Annotated in this window: 23 protein-coding genes; 12 read left to right on the top strand and 11 right to left on the bottom strand. The window is 71.1% G+C overall.

The window, feature by feature from the left end; genetic code table 11:
- Positions 1 to 114: 114 nt before the first annotated feature.
- Positions 115 to 501 (top strand): hypothetical protein, encoded by a 387-nt coding sequence (locus tag ACKI2N_RS28240; RefSeq protein ID WP_420995320.1) that lies wholly within the window; start codon positions 115 to 117, stop codon positions 499 to 501.
- A gap of 32 nt (positions 502 to 533) precedes the next feature.
- On the opposite strand, the gene ACKI2N_RS28235 is transcribed toward ACKI2N_RS28240, so the two are convergent.
- The 4 genes from ACKI2N_RS28235 to ACKI2N_RS28220 all read right to left on the bottom strand — a co-directional run bounded on the left by ACKI2N_RS28235 (position 534) and on the right by ACKI2N_RS28220 (position 4,660).
- A complete protein-coding gene (locus ACKI2N_RS28235; protein ID WP_420995321.1) occupies positions 534 to 1,022 on the bottom strand; it encodes a hypothetical protein in 489 nt (162 codons plus the stop codon).
- 212 nt (positions 1,023 to 1,234) lie between these two features.
- The gene (locus tag ACKI2N_RS28230) at positions 1,235 to 3,430 is read right to left on the bottom strand and encodes a cation:proton antiporter (protein WP_420995322.1); all 2,196 of its coding nucleotides are present in this window, start codon (positions 3,428 to 3,430) and stop codon (positions 1,235 to 1,237) included.
- A complete protein-coding gene (locus ACKI2N_RS28225) occupies positions 3,427 to 3,687 on the bottom strand; it encodes a hypothetical protein (RefSeq protein WP_420995323.1) in 261 nt (86 codons plus the stop codon). The genes ACKI2N_RS28230 and ACKI2N_RS28225 overlap by 4 nt, the downstream gene beginning before the upstream one ends.
- Before the next feature lie 46 nt (positions 3,688 to 3,733).
- The gene (locus ACKI2N_RS28220) at positions 3,734 to 4,660 is read right to left on the bottom strand and encodes a LysR substrate-binding domain-containing protein (protein ID WP_420995324.1); all 927 of its coding nucleotides are present in this window, start codon (positions 4,658 to 4,660) and stop codon (positions 3,734 to 3,736) included.
- A 117-nt stretch (positions 4,661 to 4,777) separates the two neighbouring features.
- Here ACKI2N_RS28220 and ACKI2N_RS28215 point away from each other — a divergent pair, with 117 nt between their 5' ends.
- Together ACKI2N_RS28215 and ACKI2N_RS28210 are read left to right on the top strand one after the other, a co-directional pair.
- The gene (locus ACKI2N_RS28215; protein WP_420995325.1) at positions 4,778 to 5,752 is read left to right on the top strand and encodes a 3-hydroxyacyl-CoA dehydrogenase family protein; all 975 of its coding nucleotides are present in this window, start codon (positions 4,778 to 4,780) and stop codon (positions 5,750 to 5,752) included.
- A 52-nt stretch (positions 5,753 to 5,804) separates the two neighbouring features.
- Positions 5,805 to 6,647 (top strand): 3-keto-5-aminohexanoate cleavage protein, encoded by an 843-nt coding sequence (locus tag ACKI2N_RS28210; protein ID WP_420995326.1) that lies wholly within the window; start codon positions 5,805 to 5,807, stop codon positions 6,645 to 6,647.
- A gap of 12 nt (positions 6,648 to 6,659) precedes the next feature.
- On the opposite strand, the gene ACKI2N_RS28205 is transcribed toward ACKI2N_RS28210, so the two are convergent.
- A complete protein-coding gene (locus tag ACKI2N_RS28205) occupies positions 6,660 to 6,926 on the bottom strand; it encodes a copper resistance protein CopQ (protein ID WP_420995327.1) in 267 nt (88 codons plus the stop codon).
- Between the two features lie 497 nt (positions 6,927 to 7,423).
- Between ACKI2N_RS28205 and ACKI2N_RS28200 the strand changes: the two genes are divergently transcribed.
- The 7 genes from ACKI2N_RS28200 to ACKI2N_RS28170 all read left to right on the top strand — a co-directional run bounded on the left by ACKI2N_RS28200 (position 7,424) and on the right by ACKI2N_RS28170 (position 13,941).
- Positions 7,424 to 8,083, top strand: a complete 660-nt coding sequence (locus ACKI2N_RS28200) for a CDP-alcohol phosphatidyltransferase family protein (protein ID WP_420995328.1) — start codon at positions 7,424 to 7,426, stop codon at positions 8,081 to 8,083.
- Between the two features lie 6 nt (positions 8,084 to 8,089).
- Positions 8,090 to 9,871 (top strand): bifunctional alpha/beta hydrolase/class I SAM-dependent methyltransferase, encoded by a 1,782-nt coding sequence (locus tag ACKI2N_RS28195; protein ID WP_420995329.1) that lies wholly within the window; start codon positions 8,090 to 8,092, stop codon positions 9,869 to 9,871.
- The gene (locus ACKI2N_RS28190) at positions 9,871 to 11,271 is read left to right on the top strand and encodes a phosphatase PAP2/dual specificity phosphatase family protein (protein ID WP_420995330.1); all 1,401 of its coding nucleotides are present in this window, start codon (positions 9,871 to 9,873) and stop codon (positions 11,269 to 11,271) included. Before ACKI2N_RS28195 ends, ACKI2N_RS28190 begins: the two co-directional genes overlap by 1 nt.
- A complete protein-coding gene (locus ACKI2N_RS28185) occupies positions 11,264 to 11,752 on the top strand; it encodes a hypothetical protein (protein ID WP_420995331.1) in 489 nt (162 codons plus the stop codon). The genes ACKI2N_RS28190 and ACKI2N_RS28185 overlap by 8 nt, the downstream gene beginning before the upstream one ends.
- A 6-nt stretch (positions 11,753 to 11,758) precedes the next feature.
- Positions 11,759 to 12,397 carry a lysophospholipid acyltransferase family protein gene (locus ACKI2N_RS28180; protein ID WP_420995332.1) on the top strand — a complete coding sequence of 213 codons (639 nt, stop codon included), beginning with the start codon at positions 11,759 to 11,761 and terminating at the stop codon, positions 12,395 to 12,397.
- 5 nt (positions 12,398 to 12,402) lie between these two features.
- Positions 12,403 to 13,362, top strand: a complete 960-nt coding sequence (locus tag ACKI2N_RS28175) for a phosphatidate cytidylyltransferase (RefSeq protein WP_420995333.1) — start codon at positions 12,403 to 12,405, stop codon at positions 13,360 to 13,362.
- A 273-nt stretch (positions 13,363 to 13,635) separates the two neighbouring features.
- Positions 13,636 to 13,941, top strand: a complete 306-nt coding sequence (locus ACKI2N_RS28170) for a histone-like nucleoid-structuring protein (protein ID WP_420995334.1) — start codon at positions 13,636 to 13,638, stop codon at positions 13,939 to 13,941.
- A 35-nt stretch (positions 13,942 to 13,976) separates the two neighbouring features.
- Here ACKI2N_RS28170 and ACKI2N_RS28165 read toward each other — a convergent pair whose 3' ends face one another.
- The 6 genes from ACKI2N_RS28165 to ACKI2N_RS28140 form a co-directional block, all read right to left on the bottom strand.
- Positions 13,977 to 14,327: a copper-binding protein gene (locus ACKI2N_RS28165; RefSeq protein ID WP_420995335.1), complete on the bottom strand. Its 351-nt coding sequence runs from the start codon at positions 14,325 to 14,327 to the stop codon at positions 13,977 to 13,979.
- A 53-nt stretch (positions 14,328 to 14,380) separates the two neighbouring features.
- Positions 14,381 to 14,866, bottom strand: a complete 486-nt coding sequence (locus ACKI2N_RS28160) for a cupredoxin domain-containing protein (protein WP_420995336.1) — start codon at positions 14,864 to 14,866, stop codon at positions 14,381 to 14,383.
- A 1-nt stretch (position 14,867) separates the two neighbouring features.
- Entirely contained in the window at positions 14,868 to 16,157 is a 1,290-nt protein-coding gene (locus tag ACKI2N_RS28155) for a multicopper oxidase family protein (protein ID WP_420995337.1), read from the bottom strand.
- Between the two features lie 2 nt (positions 16,158 to 16,159).
- A complete protein-coding gene (locus tag ACKI2N_RS28150) occupies positions 16,160 to 17,629 on the bottom strand; it encodes a TolC family protein (RefSeq protein WP_420995338.1) in 1,470 nt (489 codons plus the stop codon).
- Between the two features lie 9 nt (positions 17,630 to 17,638).
- Complete coding sequence (locus ACKI2N_RS28145) at positions 17,639 to 17,992, bottom strand: hypothetical protein (RefSeq protein ID WP_420995339.1); 354 nt, start codon at positions 17,990 to 17,992, stop codon at positions 17,639 to 17,641.
- Between the two features lie 86 nt (positions 17,993 to 18,078).
- On the bottom strand, positions 18,079 to 18,639 hold the full coding sequence (locus ACKI2N_RS28140) for a hypothetical protein (RefSeq protein WP_420995340.1): 561 nt from the start codon (positions 18,637 to 18,639) through the stop codon (positions 18,079 to 18,081).
- Between the two features lie 204 nt (positions 18,640 to 18,843).
- On the opposite strand from ACKI2N_RS28140, the gene ACKI2N_RS28135 reads away from it, so the two are divergent.
- A complete protein-coding gene (locus ACKI2N_RS28135) occupies positions 18,844 to 19,521 on the top strand; it encodes a heavy metal response regulator transcription factor (protein ID WP_420995341.1) in 678 nt (225 codons plus the stop codon).
- A 38-nt stretch (positions 19,522 to 19,559) separates the two neighbouring features.
- The gene (locus ACKI2N_RS28130; protein WP_420995410.1) at positions 19,560 to 20,984 is read left to right on the top strand and encodes a heavy metal sensor histidine kinase; all 1,425 of its coding nucleotides are present in this window, start codon (positions 19,560 to 19,562) and stop codon (positions 20,982 to 20,984) included.
- The last annotated feature ends 79 nt before the right edge of the window (positions 20,985 to 21,063 follow it).

Raw genomic sequence — 21,063 nt, 5'->3', positions numbered from 1 at the left:
ACGGGTGCCTATGCTTAAGGCGTGGTACGGCATGCCGGCGCCTGCACCGACGCGGCGCCGGCATGCCGATGCCTGGCGCGGGCATTGCGCGCTGGCAGTTGTGCAGGAGGTTGTATGAGAACGCTGGGCTTGCTGTTCGCCGCTTCGGTGGCGATGGCGTTGCCGCTGCGCGCGGGCGCGGCGGGTTGCCAATATGACATGCAGTGCAAGGGAGAACGGATCTGTCAGCAGGGACAGTGCGTTGCGCCCGACGACGACACGGACGGGGACCAGGCCCGCCCGCCGGCGTCCCGCCCGGCCCAGGTTCCACCCGCGACCTCCACCCCCGCCTCGGCCCGCATGAGCAGGAGCGCGCCGCCGCCGGCCGATCCGCAATACTGCTGCACGGTGGCCGGCAAGCTCAAGCCCTATGGCGGCATGTCCGCCGGCGCCGCCGTGGGCGATGCCTGCCAGGGTGCCACCAACTCGGGCAAGCCGGTACCCGGCACCGCCTGCCAGTAAGGAGGCGCGCAGGAAGAACGGACGATGCCGGCTCAGGCCGGCGCGGCGCCATTGCTGCCGGGGGCCGGCAGCAATGGCTTGGCGCCGGGCAGGCAGGCGGTGACCCACTGGGTCATCGCGTCGCCCATGGCCGGCAGCGTGCTGCCTTCGGGCAGGAAGTCGCGGCCCATCAGGCAGAACTGGAACGGATCGCCGCCGGTCATGAGGGCGAACTGCTGCTGCAGCCCCTGCGCCCATTGCAGGTGGGCCGCGTTGACGATCTCGTTGAGGCTGGTGACATAGGCGGCGAAGCGCTGCCCGAGCACGTCGGCCAGCTCCGGGCGGAACATGCCGAACGGAAACGGCTGCGCCGCGGCTTCGGTGGCGTACTCCGCGCCTTCCGCGAACATCGCCGTCATGGTCTGGGTGTTCAGGGCGCCGATCTTCTCCGCCGCTTGCGCCCACGCGTCCGCGAGGCCGAGGAACGGACCGCGGTAGGACAGTCCGGCTTCGATGGTGGCAGGCCCAGAGGATTGCGCCATGAATGTCTCCAAGGTGCGATGCAAGGCGCCCGGAGGGATTCCCCGGGCGGCACGGTAGCCTGCTGCGCCGCAGCATCGTTGCTAGTCAGCATAGGCGTATTCGACCCGGAGTCAAGACGTGAAACACGCCAGGCGCCCGCGCGCACGGGCCGTCACACAGGCCGGGCGGCTACCGCCGGGCCGCGGCTTTCTCTTTCTCTTTCTCTTTCTCTTTAATAAGGCTCGCGCGTTTCCTGCGCGGGCTGGGGCTGCGGCGGTTGCGGCTGGGCCGGTGCCGCCGCGGCGCTGGCCGGCGGCGGCGCGGCAGCGGGCGCGGCGTCCCACGCGCTGCGCAGCGGCGGCCGCGCCAGGTTGGCCTGCCAGGCGCGCCGGATGACTTGCGCGATCTGGTTGTAGGCCTCCTTGGAGATCACGTTCTCCTCGCGCATGGCTTCCAGCGCGCGCTCGCCCTTGCGCAGGGCGAACAGCATCAGCAGGCGTTTTTCCAGCGCCAGCGTGTAGCCGCCGAACTGCGTGCGCATCGCGTCCAGCCCGCTCATCACCGATTTGTTGCGATCCGCCAGCACGCCGTCCAGCACCGTCGCCAGGCGCGCGCCGAACACCGGCGTGAGCAGCGAGCGGTTGTACTGGCGCAGGCGCTCCAGCACGGTCTGGCGGCATACCAGCAGCTCGAAGCGGTCGGCCAGCGCATGCGCCAGCGGGCTGTCGATCGACAGCCGCCGGTGCAGGAACAGCGCGATGCGGTAGCCGAGCTGGTAGTCGAGGATATGGCGCGCGGCGCGGTTGTAGCCGATGCGGCCCTGCTCGCGCGCGGCGTCGATCATGCGCGTGGTGTTGCGCACCATGGCGTCGAGGTTGGCCACCGAGATCACGCCGTCGCCGTATTCCGGGATCAGCTCGCGCTCGCGCGTGGCCAGCGTGACCAGGCCGATGCTGAGCCGGTCGCGCTCGGACAGCGCGGTGTCGAAGTCGAACTCCACCGAGCCCAGCTCGATCTCGCGCCGGTAGTGCAGCGCCACCTCGCGCGCCGCCGCGGGCGGCAGCCCGAAGGTCTCGGCGATGTGGTTGAGTGTGGTCTCCACTTCCTCGGTGGAGAGCTGGATGGCCTGGCGCTGCAGCGCCAGGTCCTGCGGCGAGAGCCGGTCCAGGCCGAGCTGGTGGATCAGCCAGCGCAGCGTGGTGCCGTTGAGCAGCAGGCTGACCAGCACGAAGCCGGTGGCCAGGATGGCGATGAAATGGCGCGATTCGTACGGCAGCGCGCTGTTCTCCGCGATGTCCAGCGCCAGCACCAGCGTGACGGCGCCGCGCAGGCCGCCCCATGCGATCGCCAGCTTGTAGGCGCCGTTGATGGGGGCGCTGAGCTTGAGCCAGGACAGCAGCGGCAGCAGGCCGAACAGCGTCAGCAGGCGCGCGGCCAGCGCCGCCAGCACCAGCACGGCCAGCAGCACGCCGTGGTGCAGCGTCACCCCGGCCAGCAGCGACGGCACCCGCACCGCCGCCAGCAGGAAGACGATGGCCCCGGCGATGCCGGCGAACTGCTCCCAGATCATGCGCAGGTGGCCCCAGTTGCGCGGGCTCAGGCGGGTGGGCCCGAGCGCGCTGACCATCAGGCCGGCGCATACCACGGCCACCACGCCGGACACGCCCAGCATCTGTTCGGCCAGCAAGTAGAGCGGGTAGGGCAGCGCCAGCGTGAGCGCGCCCTCGGCCATGGCCAGCCCGGCCAGGCGCGGCAGCAGGTCCGCCACCAGCCGCCCGGCGACGGCGCCGCACAGCACGCCGCCGGCGAACGACCAGGCCAGCGCGCGCAGGCCGGCGCCGAGCGTGGCATCGGTGCCGTGGCCGGTCAGCATGGCCACCAGCACGCCGGCGATGGCGATGGCGGCGGCGTCGTTGAGCAGGCTTTCGCCTTCGACCAGCCGGATCAGCCGCGCCGGCGCGCCCACGTCGCGGAAGATGGCGATCACCGCGGCCGGATCGGTGGTGGCCACCACCGCGCCGAGCAGCAGGCACACCACCAGGTTGGTGCTGCTGGCCAGCGAAGTGACCAGGCCGATCACGCCGGTGGCCACGATTACCGCGACGATGGCCAGCAGCAGCACCGGCGCGGCATCCGGCAGCATGTTGCGCACGTCGGCGGTCAGCGCGGCATGGAACAGCAGCGGCGGCAGGAAGATCCACAGATAGGCCTCGGGCGGCAGGGCCGGGTCGATCAGCGGATGAAGGAAATGCTGGGCGAACTGTGGCGCGGAGGCATCGATGGCCACGTAGCCCGCGCCGATGGCGATGCCGATGGCGGACAGCAGGGTGGACTCGGGCAGCGCCAGCCGCGCCGCGGCGACCTGCACCACGGCGACGATGGCCAGCAGCGCGCCGGCCAGGATCAGCACGTCGACGACGATATTCAAGCGCGCCTCCGTGCCGCCGCGGCGGGCCGGCTGGACGACGGCGCGCGGGTGGCCGCAGGGCTGGCCGCGGGGGTGGCCAGAATGACGGCGGCCGGCAAGATGGCCAGGAATGCAAGCGGAAAGATGGCTGGGGATGTCACGGCGGGATCCTCGGACGGCTGCCGGTTCAGACCATACCCCGAATTGCCGCGCCCTTTCAAGCGCCGCGGCGCTTTGTTGCGGATCGGCGGGCCCAGTGCCGCTTCAAGCCGCTTCATGTCGCTTCATGTCGCCTCAGGCCCCCTAATGCCGCTTCATGCCGCTTCATGGCGCCTCATGCACGCCGCCACCGGCCTGCGCCATGTGTCGGCGCAGCGCGGCCGCCAGCGCGCCGGCGGCGGGCGACAGGCTGCGGTTGCGCGGCGTCACCAGGCCGATGGAGCGCTCGGTCAGCGGCGCGGTCAGCAGCCGTTCGACGATGCCGGGCTGGCGCACGGTGCCGGCCGCGATCTCCGGCAGCGCGGCCACGCCGAAGCCGCACTCGACCATGGCCGCGATGGTGGCCAGGTGCTCGGCCTCGAAGCCCGGCTGGAAACGGATGCGGTTCTGCAGGAAAGCCCACTCGGCGTACTGGCGCACGCTGCTGGGATGGGTCATCGACACGTGCTCGGCGCCCAGCGTGTCGGCCCAGCGCAGCGGCCCGCTGCCCCGCGCCAGCGCGTGGCCGGCCGGGATCAGCAGCACGAAGCGGTCGGACATCATCGGCTCGTAGTGCAGGTCGGCCTGCTGCGGGTCCGCCGCGGTCAGCGCGAAATCCACCTCGCCCGCGCGCACCAGGTCGAAGGCGGGGCCGGAAAGCGTGTCGCAGACCTTGAGCGCGACCGCCGGGTGGTCGCGCCGGAACGCCATCAGCACGCGCGGCAGCAGGCGCGCCGCCAGCGAGGGCAGGGCCGCCACCGCGACCTGCCCGCGCTCGGCGCTGGCAATGCCGCTGACCGCGTCGATGGCGTCGCGGAAGGCCGCCTGCAGCAGCGCCGCCTGCTGCATGAAGACTTCGCCCGCGGCGGTGAGCCGGACCGTGCGGGTGGTGCGGTCGAACAGGCGCACGCCGAGCGCTTCCTCGATGCGCAGGACCTGGGTGGACAGCGCCGACTGAGACAGGTGCAGCTGGCCGGCCGCCTGGCGGAAGTTGAGCGTGCGGCCGAGCACCAGCATGGTCTCGATGTCGCGCATCGACAGGTTGATTTTCATTGCATTGATCTGGTTTGCAGATCATTTTATCCATAAATTCTGCTTCATCAATCAAAGCCCCTTGTCTACACTGGCGCCCTGACTGGACCGAACGGGTCCCAGCGAAAGGATTTCCCCATGCCAGACACTCCCGCAACGTTCCCGCTCGCCGCGCCCGGCAAGGCCCATGCCGTGGTGGTCGGCGGCGGCACCATGGGCGCCGACGTGGCCGTGGTGCTGGCCCGCGCGCATTGCCGCACCACGGTGGTGGAGCCGGATGCCGCGCGCGCCGCGGCCGTGCCGGCGCGGGTCGGCGCCAACCTGGCCGCCATCGGGCCGCACGCCGAGGCCGGCATGGCCGGGCTGTCCGTGGCCGCGTCGCCCGATGCCATCGACTGGGACACGGTGGACCTGGTGATCGAATGCATCCCCGAGCGCCTCGACCTCAAGCGCGCCCTGTTTGCCGATCTGGTCCGGCGCGCGCGCCCGGATGCCATCCTGGCCAGCAACAGCTCCAGCTTCCCCGTCAGCGCCATCGGCGCGGGCCTGGCCACGCGCGCGCGCATGTTCGGCCTGCATTTCTTCATGCCGGCGCACCTGGTGCCGCTGGTGGAAGTGGTGATGGGCGAGGGCAGCGCGGAGGCCGGCGCCGATGCGCTGGCCGCGTTCATGCGGCGCTGCGGCATGGTGCCGGTCAAGGTGAAGAAGGATCTGCCGGGCTTCCTCGCCAACCGCCTGCAGCACGCGCTGTCGCGCGAGGCCTTCGACCTGATCGACCGTGGCATTGCCTCGCCGGAGGACGTGGATGCCGCGGTGCGCTTCGGTTTCGGCTTCCGTTTCCTGGCGGCGGGCCCGGTCCTGCAGCGCGACCATGCCGGCATCGACGTGCACGCGGCGGCCGGCGCCACCATGTATCCGACGTTCTGCAACGCCGCCGAGCCGGCGCGCTGCCTGAGCGAGCGCGCGGCGGACGGCCGCCACGGCATGAAGGCCGGCGAAGGCTTCTATGCGTGGACGCCGCAGTCGATCGCGGCCGAGCGCGAGCGCTATGACCGGCTGCTGCGCGCGGGGCTGGACCTGATCGCGCCCGAATTGCCGAAGATCGAACCCTGAGCCGGCCGCTTAGGGCCGGGCGCATTCCCACGCCATTTCCTACCGAAGCCCCATGACCGAACAAGCCCTGCTGGCGGATTCGCCGCTGATCGTCACCGTCGCGCCCAACGGCGCGTACAAGACCGCCGCCGACCACCCCGCGGTGCCGCTGACCGCGGCGGCCCTGGCGGCCGAGGCGCGTGCCTGCCTGGAGGCCGGCGCCGCCATGATGCACATGCACGTGCGCCAGCCCGACGGCCGCCACTCGCTCGATGCGCAGATCTACCGCGCGGCGCTCGCGGCCGTGAAGAATGCGGTGGGGGACGAACTGCTGGTGCAGGTGACCAGCGAGGCCGCCGGCATCTACCGTGCCGCCGAGCAGATCGCCATGGTGCGCGAGTTGCGGCCCGAGGCGGTGTCGATCGGGCTGCGCGAGATCGCGGTGCCGGACATTGCCGAGGCCGGGCTGGCCGATTTCCTGGCCTGGCTGGCGCGCGAGCGCGTGATGACGCAGATCATCCTGTACGACGCCGCCGATGTGCAGCGCTGGCAAGCGCTGCGCGCCCGGGGGCTGGTGCCGCCGGGCGCGTGGTCGCTGCTGTTCGTGCTGGGCCGGTATGCGGCGGGTCAGGTCTCGTCGCCGCGCGACCTGCTGCCGTTCCTGCAGGTGTTCGACGGCACGCTGCCATGGGCGATCTGCGCTTTCGGCCGGGAAGAGAATGCCTGCGTCACCACCGCGGCCGCCTTCGGCGGCCATGTGCGGGTGGGTTTCGAGAACAACCTGAAACTGCGCGACGGCAGCACCGCGCCGGGCAACGCGGCGCTGGTCGGGCAGGCCGCGGAAGGAGCGCGCACGCTTGGCCGTCCGCTGGCTTCGGCCGCCCAGGCCCGCGCCATCTACGGCGCGGTCCGCTGAGCGGCGCCGCGCTCATGCGCCGTCGGTGAACGGATCGCGCGGGCCGTTGCGGGCGCCGTCGGTGAACACGTCGCGCTGGCTGATGTTGCCGCCGCCGTCGGTGTAGGGATCGCGCGGGCCGTTGCGGCTGGCGCCTTGCGAGAAGACGTCGCGGCCCTGCGCGGCGGCGCCGTCGAGGTACGGATCCACGCTGCGCGGCGCGGCGCCGGCGAGGCCGGCGGCACCGGCCAGGGTGGCGGTGGTGGCAGTGAGCAACAGGGCTTGCTTGAGAGTACGCATCGTTCTTCTCCGAGGATTTGCCGGTCACCATCGACCGACAACGGAAGCCAGTCTAAGAACGCGCCCCCCACGACAACATGACTTCGGCATGACAATGGTGTCATGCATCACGCGCCACATCCTGCGGCAGATATTGCCGGTTCCGCTGGCGCCCCGGCATGCCATGGCGCGCGGCGCCGCCCTCCCTTTTTTTCGCGGCTCCGCGCAATTCCCGTCTTCCGCCGCGCTCGGCTTGCGGATTGGCCGGGCGCCCCCAGTCATGCAAGGCCGCGGACCCGCCGCGCCCGCCAACTGTGTCCAAAATGTGCCAAAAACCTCATAAGTTGTTAATGATTGGCGGAAACGCACAATCCGGCTATCCTTGCCCGATTGTCGGGCGCGCAGCACCCCGCACGGTCGCTACGGGAGGCGGGGCGAACGTGGGGCGACAAGCCCGATCGTGACGGAACAAATCAAAACCATAAGGCCCAGGAAATCCTCCGGAAAGGCCCCCGACCATGACGCTTTATCAGATCAAACCCAAGTTCCAGGCGCTGCTGCGGCCCCTGGTGAAGCGCCTTGCCGCGCGCGGCGTGACCGCCAACCAGGTCACGCTTGCCGCCGCCGCCGGTTCGCTGGTGGCAGGTGCGCTGGTGGCGGCGCTGGCCTGGCTGCCGGCGGTGTTCCTGCTGATGCCGCTGTGGCTGTTCCTGCGCATGGGCCTCAACGCCATCGACGGCATGCTGGCCCGCGAACACGGCCAGCAAAGCGTGCTGGGCGCCTATCTCAATGAACTCGGCGACATCGTCTCCGATCTTGCGCTGATTCTCCCGTTCGCCGCCGTGACGCCGTTCGGCGCCGGCGAGGTGGTGGGGTTCGCCCTGCTGGCGGTGACGGTCGAATGCGCCGGCCTGATCGGGCCGCTGGCCGGCGCCAGCCGCCGCTACGACGGCCCGCTCGGCAAGAGCGACCGCGCGCTGGTGCTGGGCGCGCTGGGGCTGTGGATCGGGCTCGGCCTGGGCCTGGCGCCCGCCGCGCACTGGCTGTGGGGCCTGCTTTCGCTGCTGTCCATCCTGACCATCGTCAACCGGGTGCGCCGCGGGATCGAGGAAGCCGGGCAGCCCGGCCGCGCGCGCACGCCGCCGCCCGCGGCACCGTCTTCGCAATCCGTGGAGTAAACCTACGTGGATAGTCAAACCGGGCGTTCCGCCATCGAGGCGCAGTTCGAGACCCATGACGGCCAGTCGCTTTTCTATCGGCACTGGCCGGCCAGGGACGCGGCGCCGCAGGGCGCCGTGGTGCTGTTCCACCGCGGGCACGAGCATTCGGGCCGCATCGCCCACCTGGTCGACGAACTCGACCTGCCCGGCCATGCCTTCTTCGCGTGGGATGCGCGCGGCCACGGCCGCTCGCCGGGCGAGCGCGGGTTCAGCCCCAGCCTGGCCACCTCGGTGCGCGACATCCAGACCTTCATCGATCACATCGCCGCGGCCCACGGCATTCCGGCCAGCCGCATCGCGGTGGTGGCGCAGAGCGTGGGCGCGGTGCTCGCTGCCACCTGGGTGCATGACTACGCGCCGCCGATTCGCGCGCTGGTGCTGGCCTCGCCGGCGTTCAAGGTCAAGCTCTACGTGCCGCTGGCGCGCCCGGGGCTGAAGCTGATGCACAAGCTGCGCGGCAAGTTCTTCGTCAACAGCTACGTCAAGGCGAGGTTCCTGACGCACGATCCCGCGCGCATCGCCAGCTTCGGGCAGGATCCGCTGATCACGCGCCCGATCGCCGTCAATATCCTGCTGGATCTCCATGAGACCGCGGGGCGCATCGTGGCCGATGCCGCCGCCATCACGGTGCCCACGCAACTGCTGATCTCGGGTGCCGACTGGGTGGTGCACCGCGCGCCGCAGGACGCCTTCTTCGAGCGGCTGGGCTCGGCCGTGAAAGAGCGCATCGTGCTGGACGGCTTCTACCACGACACCCTCGGCGAGCGCGACCGCGCGCAGGCGGTGGCGGCGGCGCGGCGCTTTATCGTGCGCGAGTTCACCTCGCCGTCGGCGCCGGTCTCGCTGCTCGACGCGCACCGGCGCGGCGCGTTCAAGGACGAGTCCGAGCGCCTGTCCCGCCCGCTGGCGGCGGCCAGCCCCGCCGGCCTGTACTGGGCGCTGACGCGGGCCGGCCTGAAATTCGGCGGCCTGCTGTCGGACGGCGTGCGGCTCGGCCACCGGACCGGCTTCGATTCCGGCTCCACGCTGGACTATGTGTACTGCAACCAGGCGCGGGGCCGCTTCGGCATCGGCGCGCTGGTCGACCGCGGCTACCTGGACGCGATCGGCTGGCGCGGCATCCGCCAGCGCAAGGTGCATGTCGAGGAACTGCTCGGCCAGGCCATCGGCGCGCTGCATGGCGCCGGCGTGCCGGTGCGCATCGTCGACATCGCCGCGGGCCACGGCCGCTACGTGCTGGAGGCGCTGGCCGCCAGGGGGTTCAACGGCTCGGCCGCGCAGCATGTGCAGAGCATCCTGCTGCGCGACTACAGCGACATCAACGTCGAGCAGGGCCGCGCGCTGATCCGCAGCAAAGGGCTGGCGGACATCGCCCGTTTCGAGAAGGGCGATGCCTTCGACGGCGACGGCCTTGCCGCGCTGGACCCGGCGCCCACGCTGGCCATCGTCTCCGGCTTGTACGAGCTGTTCGGCGACAACGCGCTGGTGGCGCGCTCGCTGGGCGGCCTGGCGCGCGCCGTGGCGCCGGGCGGCTACCTCGTCTACACCGGGCAGCCGTGGCATCCCCAGCTCGAGTTCATCGCGCGCGCGCTGACCAGCCACCGCGCGGGCTCGGCCTGGGTCATGCGGCGGCGTCCGCAGGCGGAGATGGACGAACTGGTGCGCCAGGCCGGCTTCGAGAAGATCGCGCAGCGCATCGACCCGTGGGGCATCTTCACGGTCAGCCTGGCGCGCCGGGTCGCGTGATGCCGCAGGCAGCCGAAGGCGGCCACCTGGCAGGGACGGCGGCGCCCGCCGCCGAGGCGCGCCCCTGGGGACTGGCGCTGGCCTTGCTCGCCGGCATGGGCACGCTGTTCTTCTCGTCCTACGGGCTGGCCAACTGGCTGGCGAGCCAGCGCGCGGCGGTGCCGTACTTCCATTTCGCGTGGGAGCGGCATATTCCCTTCGTGCCGTGGAGCATCGTGCCGTACTGGTCCATCGACCTGCTCTACGGCTTGTCCTTTTTCCTGTGGCGCACGCGCGCCGCGCTCCTCACGCATGTGAAGCGGCTGCTGGCCGCGCAACTGATCTCGGTCGCGTGCTTCATCGCGTTCCCGCTGCGCTTCGCCTTCGAGCGCCCGGCCGCCGGCGGTCTGCCGGGGCAACTGTTCACGTTGCTGGGCGGCTTCGACAAGCCCTTCAACCAGGCGCCGTCGCTGCACATCAGCCTGCTGGTGATCCTGTGGGTGGCCTACGCCATGCATGCGCGCGGCGGCTGGCGCTGGCTGCTGCACGGCTGGTTCGCGCTGATCGGCCTCTCGGTGCTGACTACCTACCAGCATCACGCCGTCGACGTGCCGACCGGCTGGCTGGTGGGCTGGTTCTGCGTCTTCCTGTTCCCGTTCGGCGCGCGTGAGGACGCGGCCGGGCCCGCCGCGCGGGCGCGCACGCACCGGCTGTCCCTGCGCTACGCCGCGGGCGCGCTGGCGGCCGCGGCGCTGGCATGGCTGGCGCTGCCGGGCTCGGTCCTGGCGGCGCTGCTGCTGGGCTGGCTGGCGCTGGCGCTGGGCTGCGTCGCGGCGATCTACCGGCGGGGCCTGCCGGCGCTGTTCCAGAAGCGGCCGGACGGCGGCATGCCGATGGCCGCGCGCTGGGTGCTGGCGCCGTACCAGCTTGGCGCCTTCGCCAATTTGCGCTGGTGGACGCGCCGCCGGCCGCAGGCCAGCGAGATCGTGCCCGGCATCTGGGTGGGCCGTTTCCCGGGCGCCGCCGAACTGCGCCGGCTCGGCGCCGATGCCGTGCTGGACCTGACGGCGGAACTGCCGCGGCTGGTGCCCGCCGCCGTCGCGTACCGCTGCGTGCCGGTGCTGGACCTGACCGTGCCGCCGCCGGCGCAACTCGACGAAGCGGTGTCCATACTGGATGCATGGCACGGCCAGGGCCGCAAGGTGCTGGTCTGCTGCGCGCTGGGCTATTCGCGCAGCGCGCTGGTGGCGGCCGCCTGGCTGGCCGTGCGCGCGCCGGGCGAGCCGCTGGCCCTGCTGCGCAAGGGCCGCCCCCAGGTCGTGCTGGGGGCGGACAGCGTGGCGGCGCTGGCGGATTTCATCGGCCGCAGGCAGGCCGCGCAATCTTCGGGAGGGGCAAGCCATGCCGGACGCAATGAATGAAGACGACAGCCGGCGCGACGCCGGCGCCGCGCGCTGGGTGGCGCTGGCCGCGGTGGGCGGGCTGGACGCGGCGGCCAGGCTGACCTGGGCCGGGCTGGTGCTGGCGCTGATCAACGTGCTGCTGGCCGGCACGCTGTCGCCGGCGGGCACGGTCTACCTGGTGCTGGGCATCGTGGCAGCGCTGGCGGGCGCGCTGCAGTTGTGGCTGCTGGTGCGCGTGACCATCGACCGCCCGTTGTTCGCGGCGCTGGCCGCGGCGGAGCCCGCGCCGGGCGCGCCCCTGGAGGCGCTCGATCATGCCCTGCGGCAACTGGGCTGGCTGCGGGGCGAGAAGCGGGGCGAGAAGCCGGACGAGAAGCAGGCCAAGGCTGGCCGCAGCCTCGTGCAGCGCGCCCGCGGCGCCTTGCGCTTCCTTCACTGGGCCGCGGCGCTGGCCGCGCTGCAATTGCTGGCGGCCCTGCTATTGCTTCTGCTGAGATAACACGCCATGTGGTTTTCCAAGCTGGTGGCGCGCGCCATCATCCTGTTCGCGCGCCTGCTCACGGGCATGCAGGCACGCTGGAACGGCTGCCTGCCGGTGGCCGCGCAGCGCATCTACTTTGCCAACCACAGCAGCCATGGCGATTTCGTGCTGATCTGGGGCTGCCTGCCGCCGGACCTGCGCCCGCTCACGCGGCCGGTGGCCGGCGCCGACTACTGGAACAAGTCGGCCGTGCGCCGCTTCATCGGGCGGGACGTGTTCAATGCCTTGCTGATCGACCGCAGCGGCGCCGGCCAGGATGGCGGCGCGGCGGCCGACCCGGTGGCGCTGATGCAGGCGGCGGTGCTGCAGGGCGATTCGCTGATCCTGTTTCCCGAGGGCACGCGCAACACCACCGACGCGCGGCTGCTGCCCTTCAAGAGCGGCATCTACCACCTGGCGCGCGTGTGCGGCAGCGTGGAGTTCGTGCCGGTGTGGATCGACAACCTCAACCGCGTGATGCCCAAGGGCGAGATCGTGCCGGTGCCGCTGCTGTGCACGGTCACCTTCGGCAAGCCGCTGACGCTGGGCGCCGGGGAAGCCAAGGACGATTTCCTGGCGCGTTGCCGCGCGGGCCTGCTGGCGCTGGCGCCGGCGCTGGAGTAATGGTGATGATCCAATCGTATTCGACCGTGCCGCGCGAGACCTGGCTGCTGTTCGCGGCGGTGTTCGGCGTGCTGGCGCTGGCTTCCGCGGTGACGGCGCTGCTGCGCTGGCGCGTGGCCGGCGGCCGCCCGCACGCGGTGATCGACAACCTGGGCGCGCGCGTGTCGGCCTGGTGGTGGATGATCGGCGTGCTCGGGGTGGCGTTCGTGCTGGGGCGCACCGCCATCATCGTGCTGTTCTACCTGCTGTCGTTCTTCGCGCTGCGCGAGTTCGTCACCATCACCACCACGCGGCGCGGCGACCACCGCGCCATCGTGGCGGCCTTCTTCGTCTTCCTGCCGCTGCAGTACGTGCTGGTCTATGTCGGCTGGTACGGGCTGTTCTCGATCCTGATCCCGGTCTACGCCTTCCTGATCCTGCCGATCCTGTCGGCGCTCTCGGAGGAGACCACGCGCTTCCTGGAGCGCTGCGCGGGCGTGCAGTGGGCGGTCATGGTGTGCGTGTTCTGCATATCGCACGTCCCCGCGCTGCTGACGCTGCCGATCCCCGGCTTCGAGGACCGCAACCTGCTGCTGATCGCCTTCCTGGTGATCGTGGTGCAGGGCAGCGACGTGCTGCAGTACGTATGGGGCAAGCTGTTCGGCAAGACCAGGATCGCGCCGCTGCTGTCGCCGTCCAAGACGGTGGAGGGGTTTGTCGGCGGCGTGGCCAGCGCCACCGCGCTGGGCGCCTCGCTGTGGTGGATCACGCCCTACTCGCCGTGGCAGGCCGGCCTGATCGCGCTGGTGATCGCCCTGATGGGCTTTCTCGGCGGGCTGGTGATGTCGGCCATCAAGCGCGACCGCGGCATCAAGGACTGGGGCCACATGATCCAGGGCCACGGCGGCATGCTCGACCGGCTCGATTCGGTGGTGTTCGCCGCGCCGGTCTTCTTCCACATCACGCGTTACTGGTGGGTGCCCTGAGGTGCCGCCGGCGTCGTCCTCCCGGGGATACCGGCGGCAATTCCCCGCCGGCACCAGGGGAAAACCGGCGCCATTGTGGTGCAACCGGAGTGCAACTGCGGCCCGGCCAGGCGGCCGCGGGCGCCGCCGTGAAATAATCCGTAGGAAATGTCTCTGCCAGCATTGGCGCAAGACCCTGTAAAATCTCGGGCTACAGGCGGCACGACCCGCCGGATTACCCCCTTCCTTCGCTTTGCCGGCCCGTCCTTGCCGGCAAAGTCAATTACGAAAGTCATGTCAGAGTCTGATGAAGCCAGAATAGCCGCGGCGGCGTGGGTCCGTGAGCAGATGGATCGCCACGGCCTCACGTTCGACGATTTGGTCGAAGCCGGCTGTTTTGCCGAAGCGCAGCCGGACGAAGCGGATGCGGAAGCGGCCAATGCAGCAGAGGCGCCCCCGCCCCCGGCAGCCCCGAAGCCGGCCACGCCCCTTTACCGCAATGCCCTCGGCCAGAGCTGGGACGGCACCGGCGAGCGGCCGGAATGGCTGCAGCGCGCGGTGAACGCCGGCCAGTCGGTGGAGTTTTTCCGCGTCGAATAAGCAGCGGACGCCGGCCGGCCGCCGGGCGGGCACGCTTACTGCGCGGGTATTTCCACTTCCAGCGCGGTGACGGTCAGCGCGCCGTTGACGCGCTCCACGCTGAATTTCACGTGGTCGCCTTCCTTTACCCGCCCGATCATGGCGGGGTCCTGCACGCGGAAGATCATGGTCATGGCCTGCATGTCCAGGTTGACGATGGGGCCATGCCTGATGGTCAGCTTGCCGGCCGCGGCATCCACCTTGCGGATTTCGCCTTCGGTCATGGGGGCCTGCGCCTGCGCCGCGGCGGGGGCACCGGCGTCGGCGGCCTCCGCGGCGCCGGCTGGCGCCGCCGCGACGGCGCCGAGCAGGGCCAGCAGGGCGATGAGGTGTTGACTGGTTTTCATGTCGGTTCCTTGATCTCGATATTCCGGATGTGCGGCGCGGCGCGCCGGCGGATTCAGCGCACGCGCACTTCGCCGCGCATGCCGGCGTCGTAGTGGCCCGGCTGCAGGCACGCGAACGGCACGCGGCCGCCTTGCGCGAAGCGCCAGACCAGCTCGCCGGTCTGGCCGGCGTCGAGCGTGACGGCATTGGCTTCGGCGTGCTCCATCTCCGGCATCTTCAGCATGGCGGCGTAGTGGGACCGGAGATCGGCCTCGCTCGCGATCACCATCTCATGGCGCAGCCGGCCGGCATTGCGCACCACGAAACGGATCGTCTCGCCGGCGCGCACGTCGATGTCCGGCGGCGAGAAACGCATGTCGTCGCCCATGTCGATGGCGATGGTGCGGGCCACCCGGGCCGCGTCGCCGGGCTGGCCGATGGCGCCGCCGTCGCCGGCGTGGTGGCCGCCATGGTTGCCGGCGGCGAATGCGGATGACAGCGCAAGGGCGCCGGCGATGGCCAGCAGCGTTGCGCAAGCGCGGGATGTCGGTCTGTTCATGTCAGGCTCCGTCGGTGTATTCGAAGGCAACCGTGCCCTTGGGATGGCGGTACCAGCCCGGGTCGCGGTAATCGTTGCGGCCGAGGCCGGCGCGCACCTTGAGCACGCTGAACATGCCGCCCATCTCGATCGGCCCGAACGGGCCCTGGCCGCTCATCATCGGCAAGGTGTTGTCGGGCAGCGGCATTTCCATGCCGCTCATGTCCGCCATGCCCGCTTCGCCCATCGCCATGTAGTCCGGCACCAGCGCGTTCATGCGCCTGGCGAGGTCTTTCTGCTTGACGCCGATCATGGTCGGCACCTGGTGGCCCATGGCGTTCATGGTGTGGTGCGCCTTGTGACAGTGGAAGGCCCAGTCGCCCGGGTTGTCGGCCACGAACTCGATCGCGCGCATCTGGCCCACCGCCACGTCGGCGGTGACCTCGGGCCAGCGCGCGGACGGCGGCACCCACCCGCCGTCGGTGCCGGCGACCTCGAAGCGGTGGCCGTGCAGGTGGATCGGGTGGTTGGTCATGGTCAGGTTGCCGAAGCGGATGCGCACCCGGTCGCCCAGCCGCGCGGGCAGGCTGTCGATGCCGGGGAACACGCGGCTGTTCCAGGTCCACATGTTGAAATCGGTCATCTCCGCCACGCGCGGCGTGTAGGAGCCGGGGTCGATGTCGTACGCCGCGATCAGGAACACGTAGTCGCGGTCCACGCGCATCTGCGCCGGATCCTTCGGGTGCACCACCAGGAAGCCCATCATGCCCATCGCCATCTGCACCATCTCGTCGGAATGCGGGTGGTACATGAAGGTGCCGGCGTGCTTCATCTCGAACTCGTAGACAAAGGTCTTGCCCGGCGGGATGTGCGGCTGCGACAAGCCGCCCACGCCGTCCATGCCGGCCGGCAGGATCAGGCCGTGCCAGTGCACGGTGGTGTGCTCGGGCAGCTTGTTGGTGACGAAGATGCGGACCTTGTCGCCCTCCACGCATTCGATGGTGGGGCCGGGGCTCTGGCCGTTGTAGCCCCACAGGTGCGCCTTCATGCCGGGCGCGAACTCGCGCTCGACCGGCTCCGCCACCAGGTGGAACTCCTTCCAGCCTTGCCGCATGCGCCACGGCAGGGTCCAGCCGTTGAGCGTGACCACCGGGTTGTAGGGGCGGCCGGAAGCGGGCATGAGCGGCGCCTGCGTGGCGGCGCTCGATTGCAGCGCCGCCTCGGGCAGCATGGCGGCGCCGGCGCGCGACACCAGCGCCGCGCCGAGCATGGCGGCGCCGGAGCCATGCAGGAATTGTCTTCGGGTGACCATGTTCAGTTTCCTTTGGGCAGGGCGGCGGCCTCCGGGCCGGGAGCGGTGCCGGAGGGCGGCAGGGCGGGAGACGGCGCGCGCGCGGGCGCGGCGGCGTCGCCGGGCAGGCGTCCGCCCAGCGCGGCCTGCAGGTCCGTCTCGGCCAGCCAGTACTCGCGCAGCGCGTCGAGGTAGCCGTTGACCGCGTTGACCTGCTCGCGCGCGTCGGCCAGCAGCTCGAACACGCTGACCAGCATGCCGTTGTAGCGCAGCAGGCTCTCGCCGGAGATGCGCTTGCGCAGCGGCACTACCTCGTCGCGGTAGTGCCGCGCGATGTCGTAGCGGGCCTGGTAGCCGGCATAGCTCTCGCGCACCTCCGAGCGGGCGTCGACCGCGCTCCCGGCCAGGCGGCTGGCCGCCTGCATGTAGACCGCCTCGGCCCGCGCCACGCGCGCGCCGCCCCAGTCGAACAGCGGGATTTCGAGATTGATGGCGTAGCCGTTCTCGGTCGGCTGGGCGGTCTCCGAATTGCGCAGGTAGGCCACGTCGATCACGCTGACGAAGCGCGTGGCGCGCGTGAGGCCGAGCGAGCGCGCCAGGCTCTCCAGCTGCACGCGGCCGGCCTGCAGGTCGAGCCGGTTGCCCACGGCATAGCCTTCCAGGTCGGTGAATTCCGGGCGCGCCTTGGGCAGGTCCGGCAGGCGCTCCGGCAGGCGGTATTGCGCGCCGGTGCCCCACAGGCCCAGGCGGCGGGTCAGCTGCTCGCGCGCGGCCAGTGCCTGCTGGCGCGCGCGCGCGAGCTGGGCGGCGGCGTCGGCGTAGAAAGCCTGCTCGCGCGCATGGTCGAGCGAGCTGACATTGCCGGCGCGCGCCAGGTCGCGGGCAAACAGCGCGCCGGTCTCGGCGGCCTGCTTGACCTGCTCGGCATAGCGCGCCGCCTGCTCCGCGGCGACCGCGTTGACGAAGGCGCGGCGGGTTTCGAACGCATGGCGCAGCAGCGTGTCGGCCACCGCCAGCCGGGTTTGCGCGAAGCGGTCCTGCTCGATGCGCGCCACCAGCGGCAGCGTCAGCAGGTTGACCAGCCCCACCGCGATGGCGCGGTCGATCTTGAGGTCGTCGCCCTGGCGCTTGCGGCTGAAGGAAAACCCGGGATTGGGCAGGCGCGTGGCCTGCACGTACTCGGCCTCGGAGATGCCGAGTTCGGCAAAGGCGGCCTGCAGGCCGGCATGGTTGAGCAGCGCGATCTGCACCGCGCTGTCGGCGTCGAGCGGCTGGGCCAGCAGTGACCGGGTGCGCTGGTAGGCGTCGGCGCGGTCCTGGTCGGAGCGGACCCACAGGGCGTCCTTGCCCAGCCGCGCGCGCGCGGCATCGGCGGCGGTGCCGAAGCCGCCGTCATCGGTAAAGCTGGCGCAGCCGGCCAGCAGCAGGGCGCAGGCAGCCGCGGCCAGCCCCGCCCTCGGCGCCGCCGGGCGCCCGGGAAATGGAAACGACATGCGGCGTCCTCAGTGATGTTGGTGATGGCCGCCGGACGCCGGGGCAACCGCGCCGGCGCTGCCGGACGATGCCGGCATCGGCATGGCGGTGCCGGCGGCCGGCGCCGTGCCTCTGGCGGCGGGCGCGACCTGCTCGTTGGTCTGGCGCCACGGCGCGACCGGCTGCGCCTGGAACGGGATGTAGCCGGCCAGCACGTTCGGCGACGGCAAGGGCGGCACGGCGGCGCCGGGATCGAGCGGGTCGGCGGAGCGATCGGCGGGTGTGCTGGCGGACGTATTGCCGGGCGCGGGGGCGGACTGCGCCGACGCCAGGGCGGGCCCGAGCAACAGGCAGGCCGCCGCCAGAATGCGGACGTATTGCATGACAACCTCAGTGTTCGTGGGGTGCGCCGCGGATGGCGCGGGAAAAGACGAACTTCAGCGAGCGTGCGATGGACGCACCTCGGGTGTCAGCAGCGTGCGGCGGGCGGACGGTCGGAGGGAATGGGGAGGAAACCCGTGAAAGCCGCGAGCGCGGCCTGCGGCGCGGCGTGGCCGTGGCTGGCCAGCGCGAGTTCGGGCAGCACGGTAGGCATTACCGCGCCGGCGGCGCAAGCCGCGCAGGCGCTGCAAGTCCCGTTGGCGCCGTGGCCGGCATGGTGGTCGGTGTGGTGGCTGCCGGCGTGCTGGCCGGCGGCGTGGCCGGCCCGATGCATGGCGACATGATCGGCGCTGGTGGCCATGGCCGTGTCGTCGCTATCGGCCATCTCGTGCGCCGCCGCCGTCTCGTGGCAATGTCCGCCGGCGAGCGCCGTTTCCGCCGCCGATTTCACGGCGGCGTGGCGCACCATCATCGACTCGATGGCCGGCGAGTCCACCGCCATGGCCGCCATGGCGGGCAGGGCCTGGCGCGACGGTGCCTGGATCGACTGCGCCGTGCTGCACACCATCATGACCGCCGCCGCGGTGCCTTGTGCGGGCAACGCGATCATGGCGAGACACAACAGGAAGCAGCTCAGGAAGCGTTTCATCGAAGCCGGGGAGCAGATCGGGGGAAGAGGTCGGACAAAAACGGATGCGGTATTGTACCCGCATTGAAAGCCGCCAGAGCGTGACGCGAACATGACAATGTTGACATCTTCGGCCGTGGCCGCGGTTACTCGTATAGCGTGTCGGTCTGGCAGGGCCGGTTCGATGGCGGCATATGGCCGCAGCCCGGCCCGGAGTGAATGGAAATGCGCATACTGATCGTGGAAGACGAGCCCAAGGCGGGGGACTACCTGCGCAAGGGCCTCAGTGAATCGGGCTTCGTGGTGGACCTGGCGCGCGACGGCGTGGACGGCCTCGCCCACGCGCGCGGGCAGGAGTACGACCTGATCGTGCTGGACGTCATGCTGCCCGGCATGGACGGCTGGAAGGTATTGCAGGAGCTGCGCCGCGAGCGCGACACGCCGGTGCTGTTCCTGACCGCGCGCGACGAGCTGTCCGACCGCCTCAAGGGCCTGGAGCTCGGCGCCGACGACTACATGGTCAAGCCCTTCGCGTTCGCCGAGCTGGTCATGCGCATCCGCACCATCCTGCGGCGCGGGCCACTGCGCGAGAGCGAGCTGATGGAAGTGGCGGACCTGCAGATCGACACGGTCAGGCGCCGCGTGACGCGCGGCGGGCAGAAGCTCGAGCTGACCTCCAAGGAATTCGCGCTGCTGCAGCTGCTGGCGCGCCGCCGCGGCGAGGTGCTGTCGCGCTCGCTGATCGCCTCGCAGGTGTGGGACATGAACTTCGACAGCAATACCAATGTGGTCGACGTCTCCATCCGCCGCCTGCGCGCCAAGGTCGACGACCCGTTCCCGGCCAAGCTGATCCATACCCGCCGCGGCATGGGCTACGTGCTGGAAGAAGAGGACGCGCAATGAGCCAGGCGCCAGCATCGGACGGCGGCCTGGCGCGCGCCATGATGGGCCTGCCGGCTTCGCTCACCGCCCGCATGGCGCTGGCCTACGGCGCGGCCACCGTGGCCATCCTGGTGGCGGTCAGCACCTACCTGGCCAGCGCGCTGGCCACCCAGCTGCAGGACCGCGACGAAGGCGAGCTGGTCGGCGAGGTGCTGCTGGTGCGCCATCTCCTGCGCGAAGTCAGCTCCGAGGCCGAGATCCGCGCCGACACCCACCGCTTCGCCGACCTCGCGCTCGGGCACGAAGGCCTGATCCTGCTGGTGCGCGGCAGCCGAGGCGAGCCGCTGGTCACGCTCAACCCGCGCCACGAGCCGGTGCCCGCGCTGCCGGTGCTGCCGGCCAACGCCACGCCGGACAAGTCGCGGCTGCACACCTGGTATCCGCGCAACGGCGTGGCCTCGCGCGGCATCGCCGCGCTCGGCCAGCTCGGCGACGGCGAGCGCACCGTCGAGATCGTGGTGCTGCGCGACGCCGGTTATCGCGTCGCCCTGATGAAGGCCTACCAGTCGCAGATGCTGTGGGCCACGCTGTGCGGCGCGGGGGCCGCCGCGGGGCTTGGCTACCTGCTGGCCAGGCGCGGCCTGCGGCCGCTGCGGCGCATGGCCGAGGACGCCTCGGCCGTGACCATGAGCCGGCTCGCTACGCGGCTCGACGCCGGCCACGTGCCTTCCGAGCTGCGCGTGCTGGTGGACGCGCTCAACGACATGCTGGCCCGCCTCGAGGATGGCTTCCAGCGCCTGTCGGAATTCTCCGCCGATCTCGCGCACGACTTCCGCACCCCGATCAGCAACCTCATCGGCCAGACCCAGGTCACGCTCGGGCACAGCCGCACGGTGCAGGAATACGAGAACCTGCTGGAATCCAACCTCGAGGAATACGAGCGCCTGGCCCGCATGATCGAGAACATGCTGTTCCTGGCGCGCGCCGACCATGCCCAGGTCGCCATGGCCGTGCGCGAACTCGATGCGCGCGCGGAACTGGACACCGTCGCCGAATACTTCGAGGCGGTGGCCGCAGACCGCGACATCAAGGTCCGGCTGGCGGGTCAGGGCATGGTGCGCGCCGACCAGACCCTGCTGCGCCGCGCGGTGACCAACCTCGTCGACAACGCCCTGCGGCACGCGCCCACCGGCAGCGCCATCGACATCCGCGTGGCGGCGGGCAGCACGGCCACCACCATCCGCGTCGGCAACGGCGGCGCCGGCATCCCGCCCGAAGCGCTGCCGCACGTGTTCGGCCGCTTCTATCGCGGCGACCCCGCGCGCAGCAATTCCTCGTCTTCCACCGGCCTGGGGCTGGCGATCGTCGACACCATCATGCGCCTGCATGGCGGCAGCGTCAGCGTGCGCAGCCTGCCCGGGGAAACCGTGCTGGAATTGTCGTTCCCGGTCGTGAACGTGCTGGCGCAGCGCGCGGACGGGTAGCCCGCCCCTCCCGCCTGCGGGAGAGGGGCGGGGGTGACCGCCTTCGCCATGCGAGAGCATCCGGGAGCCGCCTTGCGCG

The sequence above is a fragment of the Cupriavidus sp. 30B13 genome (assembly GCF_049059565.2).
Classification (GTDB): domain Bacteria; phylum Pseudomonadota; class Gammaproteobacteria; order Burkholderiales; family Burkholderiaceae; genus Cupriavidus.
This window is presented reverse-complemented; position numbering and strand designations above follow the sequence as displayed.

Coding starts and splice junctions, on each gene's coding strand:
- ACKI2N_RS28235 (WP_420995321.1), bottom strand. CDS start 1,022: ATGGCGCAATCCTCTGGGCCTGCCACCATCGAAGCCGGACTGTCCTAC.
- ACKI2N_RS28200 (WP_420995328.1), top strand. CDS start 7,424: ATGACGCTTTATCAGATCAAACCCAAGTTCCAGGCGCTGCTGCGGCCC.
- ACKI2N_RS28225 (WP_420995323.1), bottom strand. CDS start 3,687: ATGAAGCGGCTTGAAGCGGCACTGGGCCCGCCGATCCGCAACAAAGCG.
- ACKI2N_RS28220 (WP_420995324.1), bottom strand. CDS start 4,660: ATGAAAATCAACCTGTCGATGCGCGACATCGAGACCATGCTGGTGCTC.
- ACKI2N_RS28145 (WP_420995339.1), bottom strand. CDS start 17,992: ATGCAATACGTCCGCATTCTGGCGGCGGCCTGCCTGTTGCTCGGGCCC.
- ACKI2N_RS28130 (WP_420995410.1), top strand. CDS start 19,560: ATGATGGGCCTGCCGGCTTCGCTCACCGCCCGCATGGCGCTGGCCTAC.
- ACKI2N_RS28175 (WP_420995333.1), top strand. CDS start 12,403: ATGATCCAATCGTATTCGACCGTGCCGCGCGAGACCTGGCTGCTGTTC.
- ACKI2N_RS28190 (WP_420995330.1), top strand. CDS start 9,871: ATGCCGCAGGCAGCCGAAGGCGGCCACCTGGCAGGGACGGCGGCGCCC.
- ACKI2N_RS28210 (WP_420995326.1), top strand. CDS start 5,805: ATGACCGAACAAGCCCTGCTGGCGGATTCGCCGCTGATCGTCACCGTC.
- ACKI2N_RS28160 (WP_420995336.1), bottom strand. CDS start 14,866: ATGAACAGACCGACATCCCGCGCTTGCGCAACGCTGCTGGCCATCGCC.
- ACKI2N_RS28215 (WP_420995325.1), top strand. CDS start 4,778: ATGCCAGACACTCCCGCAACGTTCCCGCTCGCCGCGCCCGGCAAGGCC.
- ACKI2N_RS28150 (WP_420995338.1), bottom strand. CDS start 17,629: ATGTCGTTTCCATTTCCCGGGCGCCCGGCGGCGCCGAGGGCGGGGCTG.
- ACKI2N_RS28140 (WP_420995340.1), bottom strand. CDS start 18,639: ATGAAACGCTTCCTGAGCTGCTTCCTGTTGTGTCTCGCCATGATCGCG.
- ACKI2N_RS28185 (WP_420995331.1), top strand. CDS start 11,264: ATGAATGAAGACGACAGCCGGCGCGACGCCGGCGCCGCGCGCTGGGTG.
- ACKI2N_RS28180 (WP_420995332.1), top strand. CDS start 11,759: ATGTGGTTTTCCAAGCTGGTGGCGCGCGCCATCATCCTGTTCGCGCGC.
- ACKI2N_RS28170 (WP_420995334.1), top strand. CDS start 13,636: ATGTCAGAGTCTGATGAAGCCAGAATAGCCGCGGCGGCGTGGGTCCGT.
- ACKI2N_RS28205 (WP_420995327.1), bottom strand. CDS start 6,926: ATGCGTACTCTCAAGCAAGCCCTGTTGCTCACTGCCACCACCGCCACC.
- ACKI2N_RS28135 (WP_420995341.1), top strand. CDS start 18,844: ATGCGCATACTGATCGTGGAAGACGAGCCCAAGGCGGGGGACTACCTG.
- ACKI2N_RS28155 (WP_420995337.1), bottom strand. CDS start 16,157: ATGGTCACCCGAAGACAATTCCTGCATGGCTCCGGCGCCGCCATGCTC.
- ACKI2N_RS28240 (WP_420995320.1), top strand. CDS start 115: ATGAGAACGCTGGGCTTGCTGTTCGCCGCTTCGGTGGCGATGGCGTTG.
- ACKI2N_RS28165 (WP_420995335.1), bottom strand. CDS start 14,327: ATGAAAACCAGTCAACACCTCATCGCCCTGCTGGCCCTGCTCGGCGCC.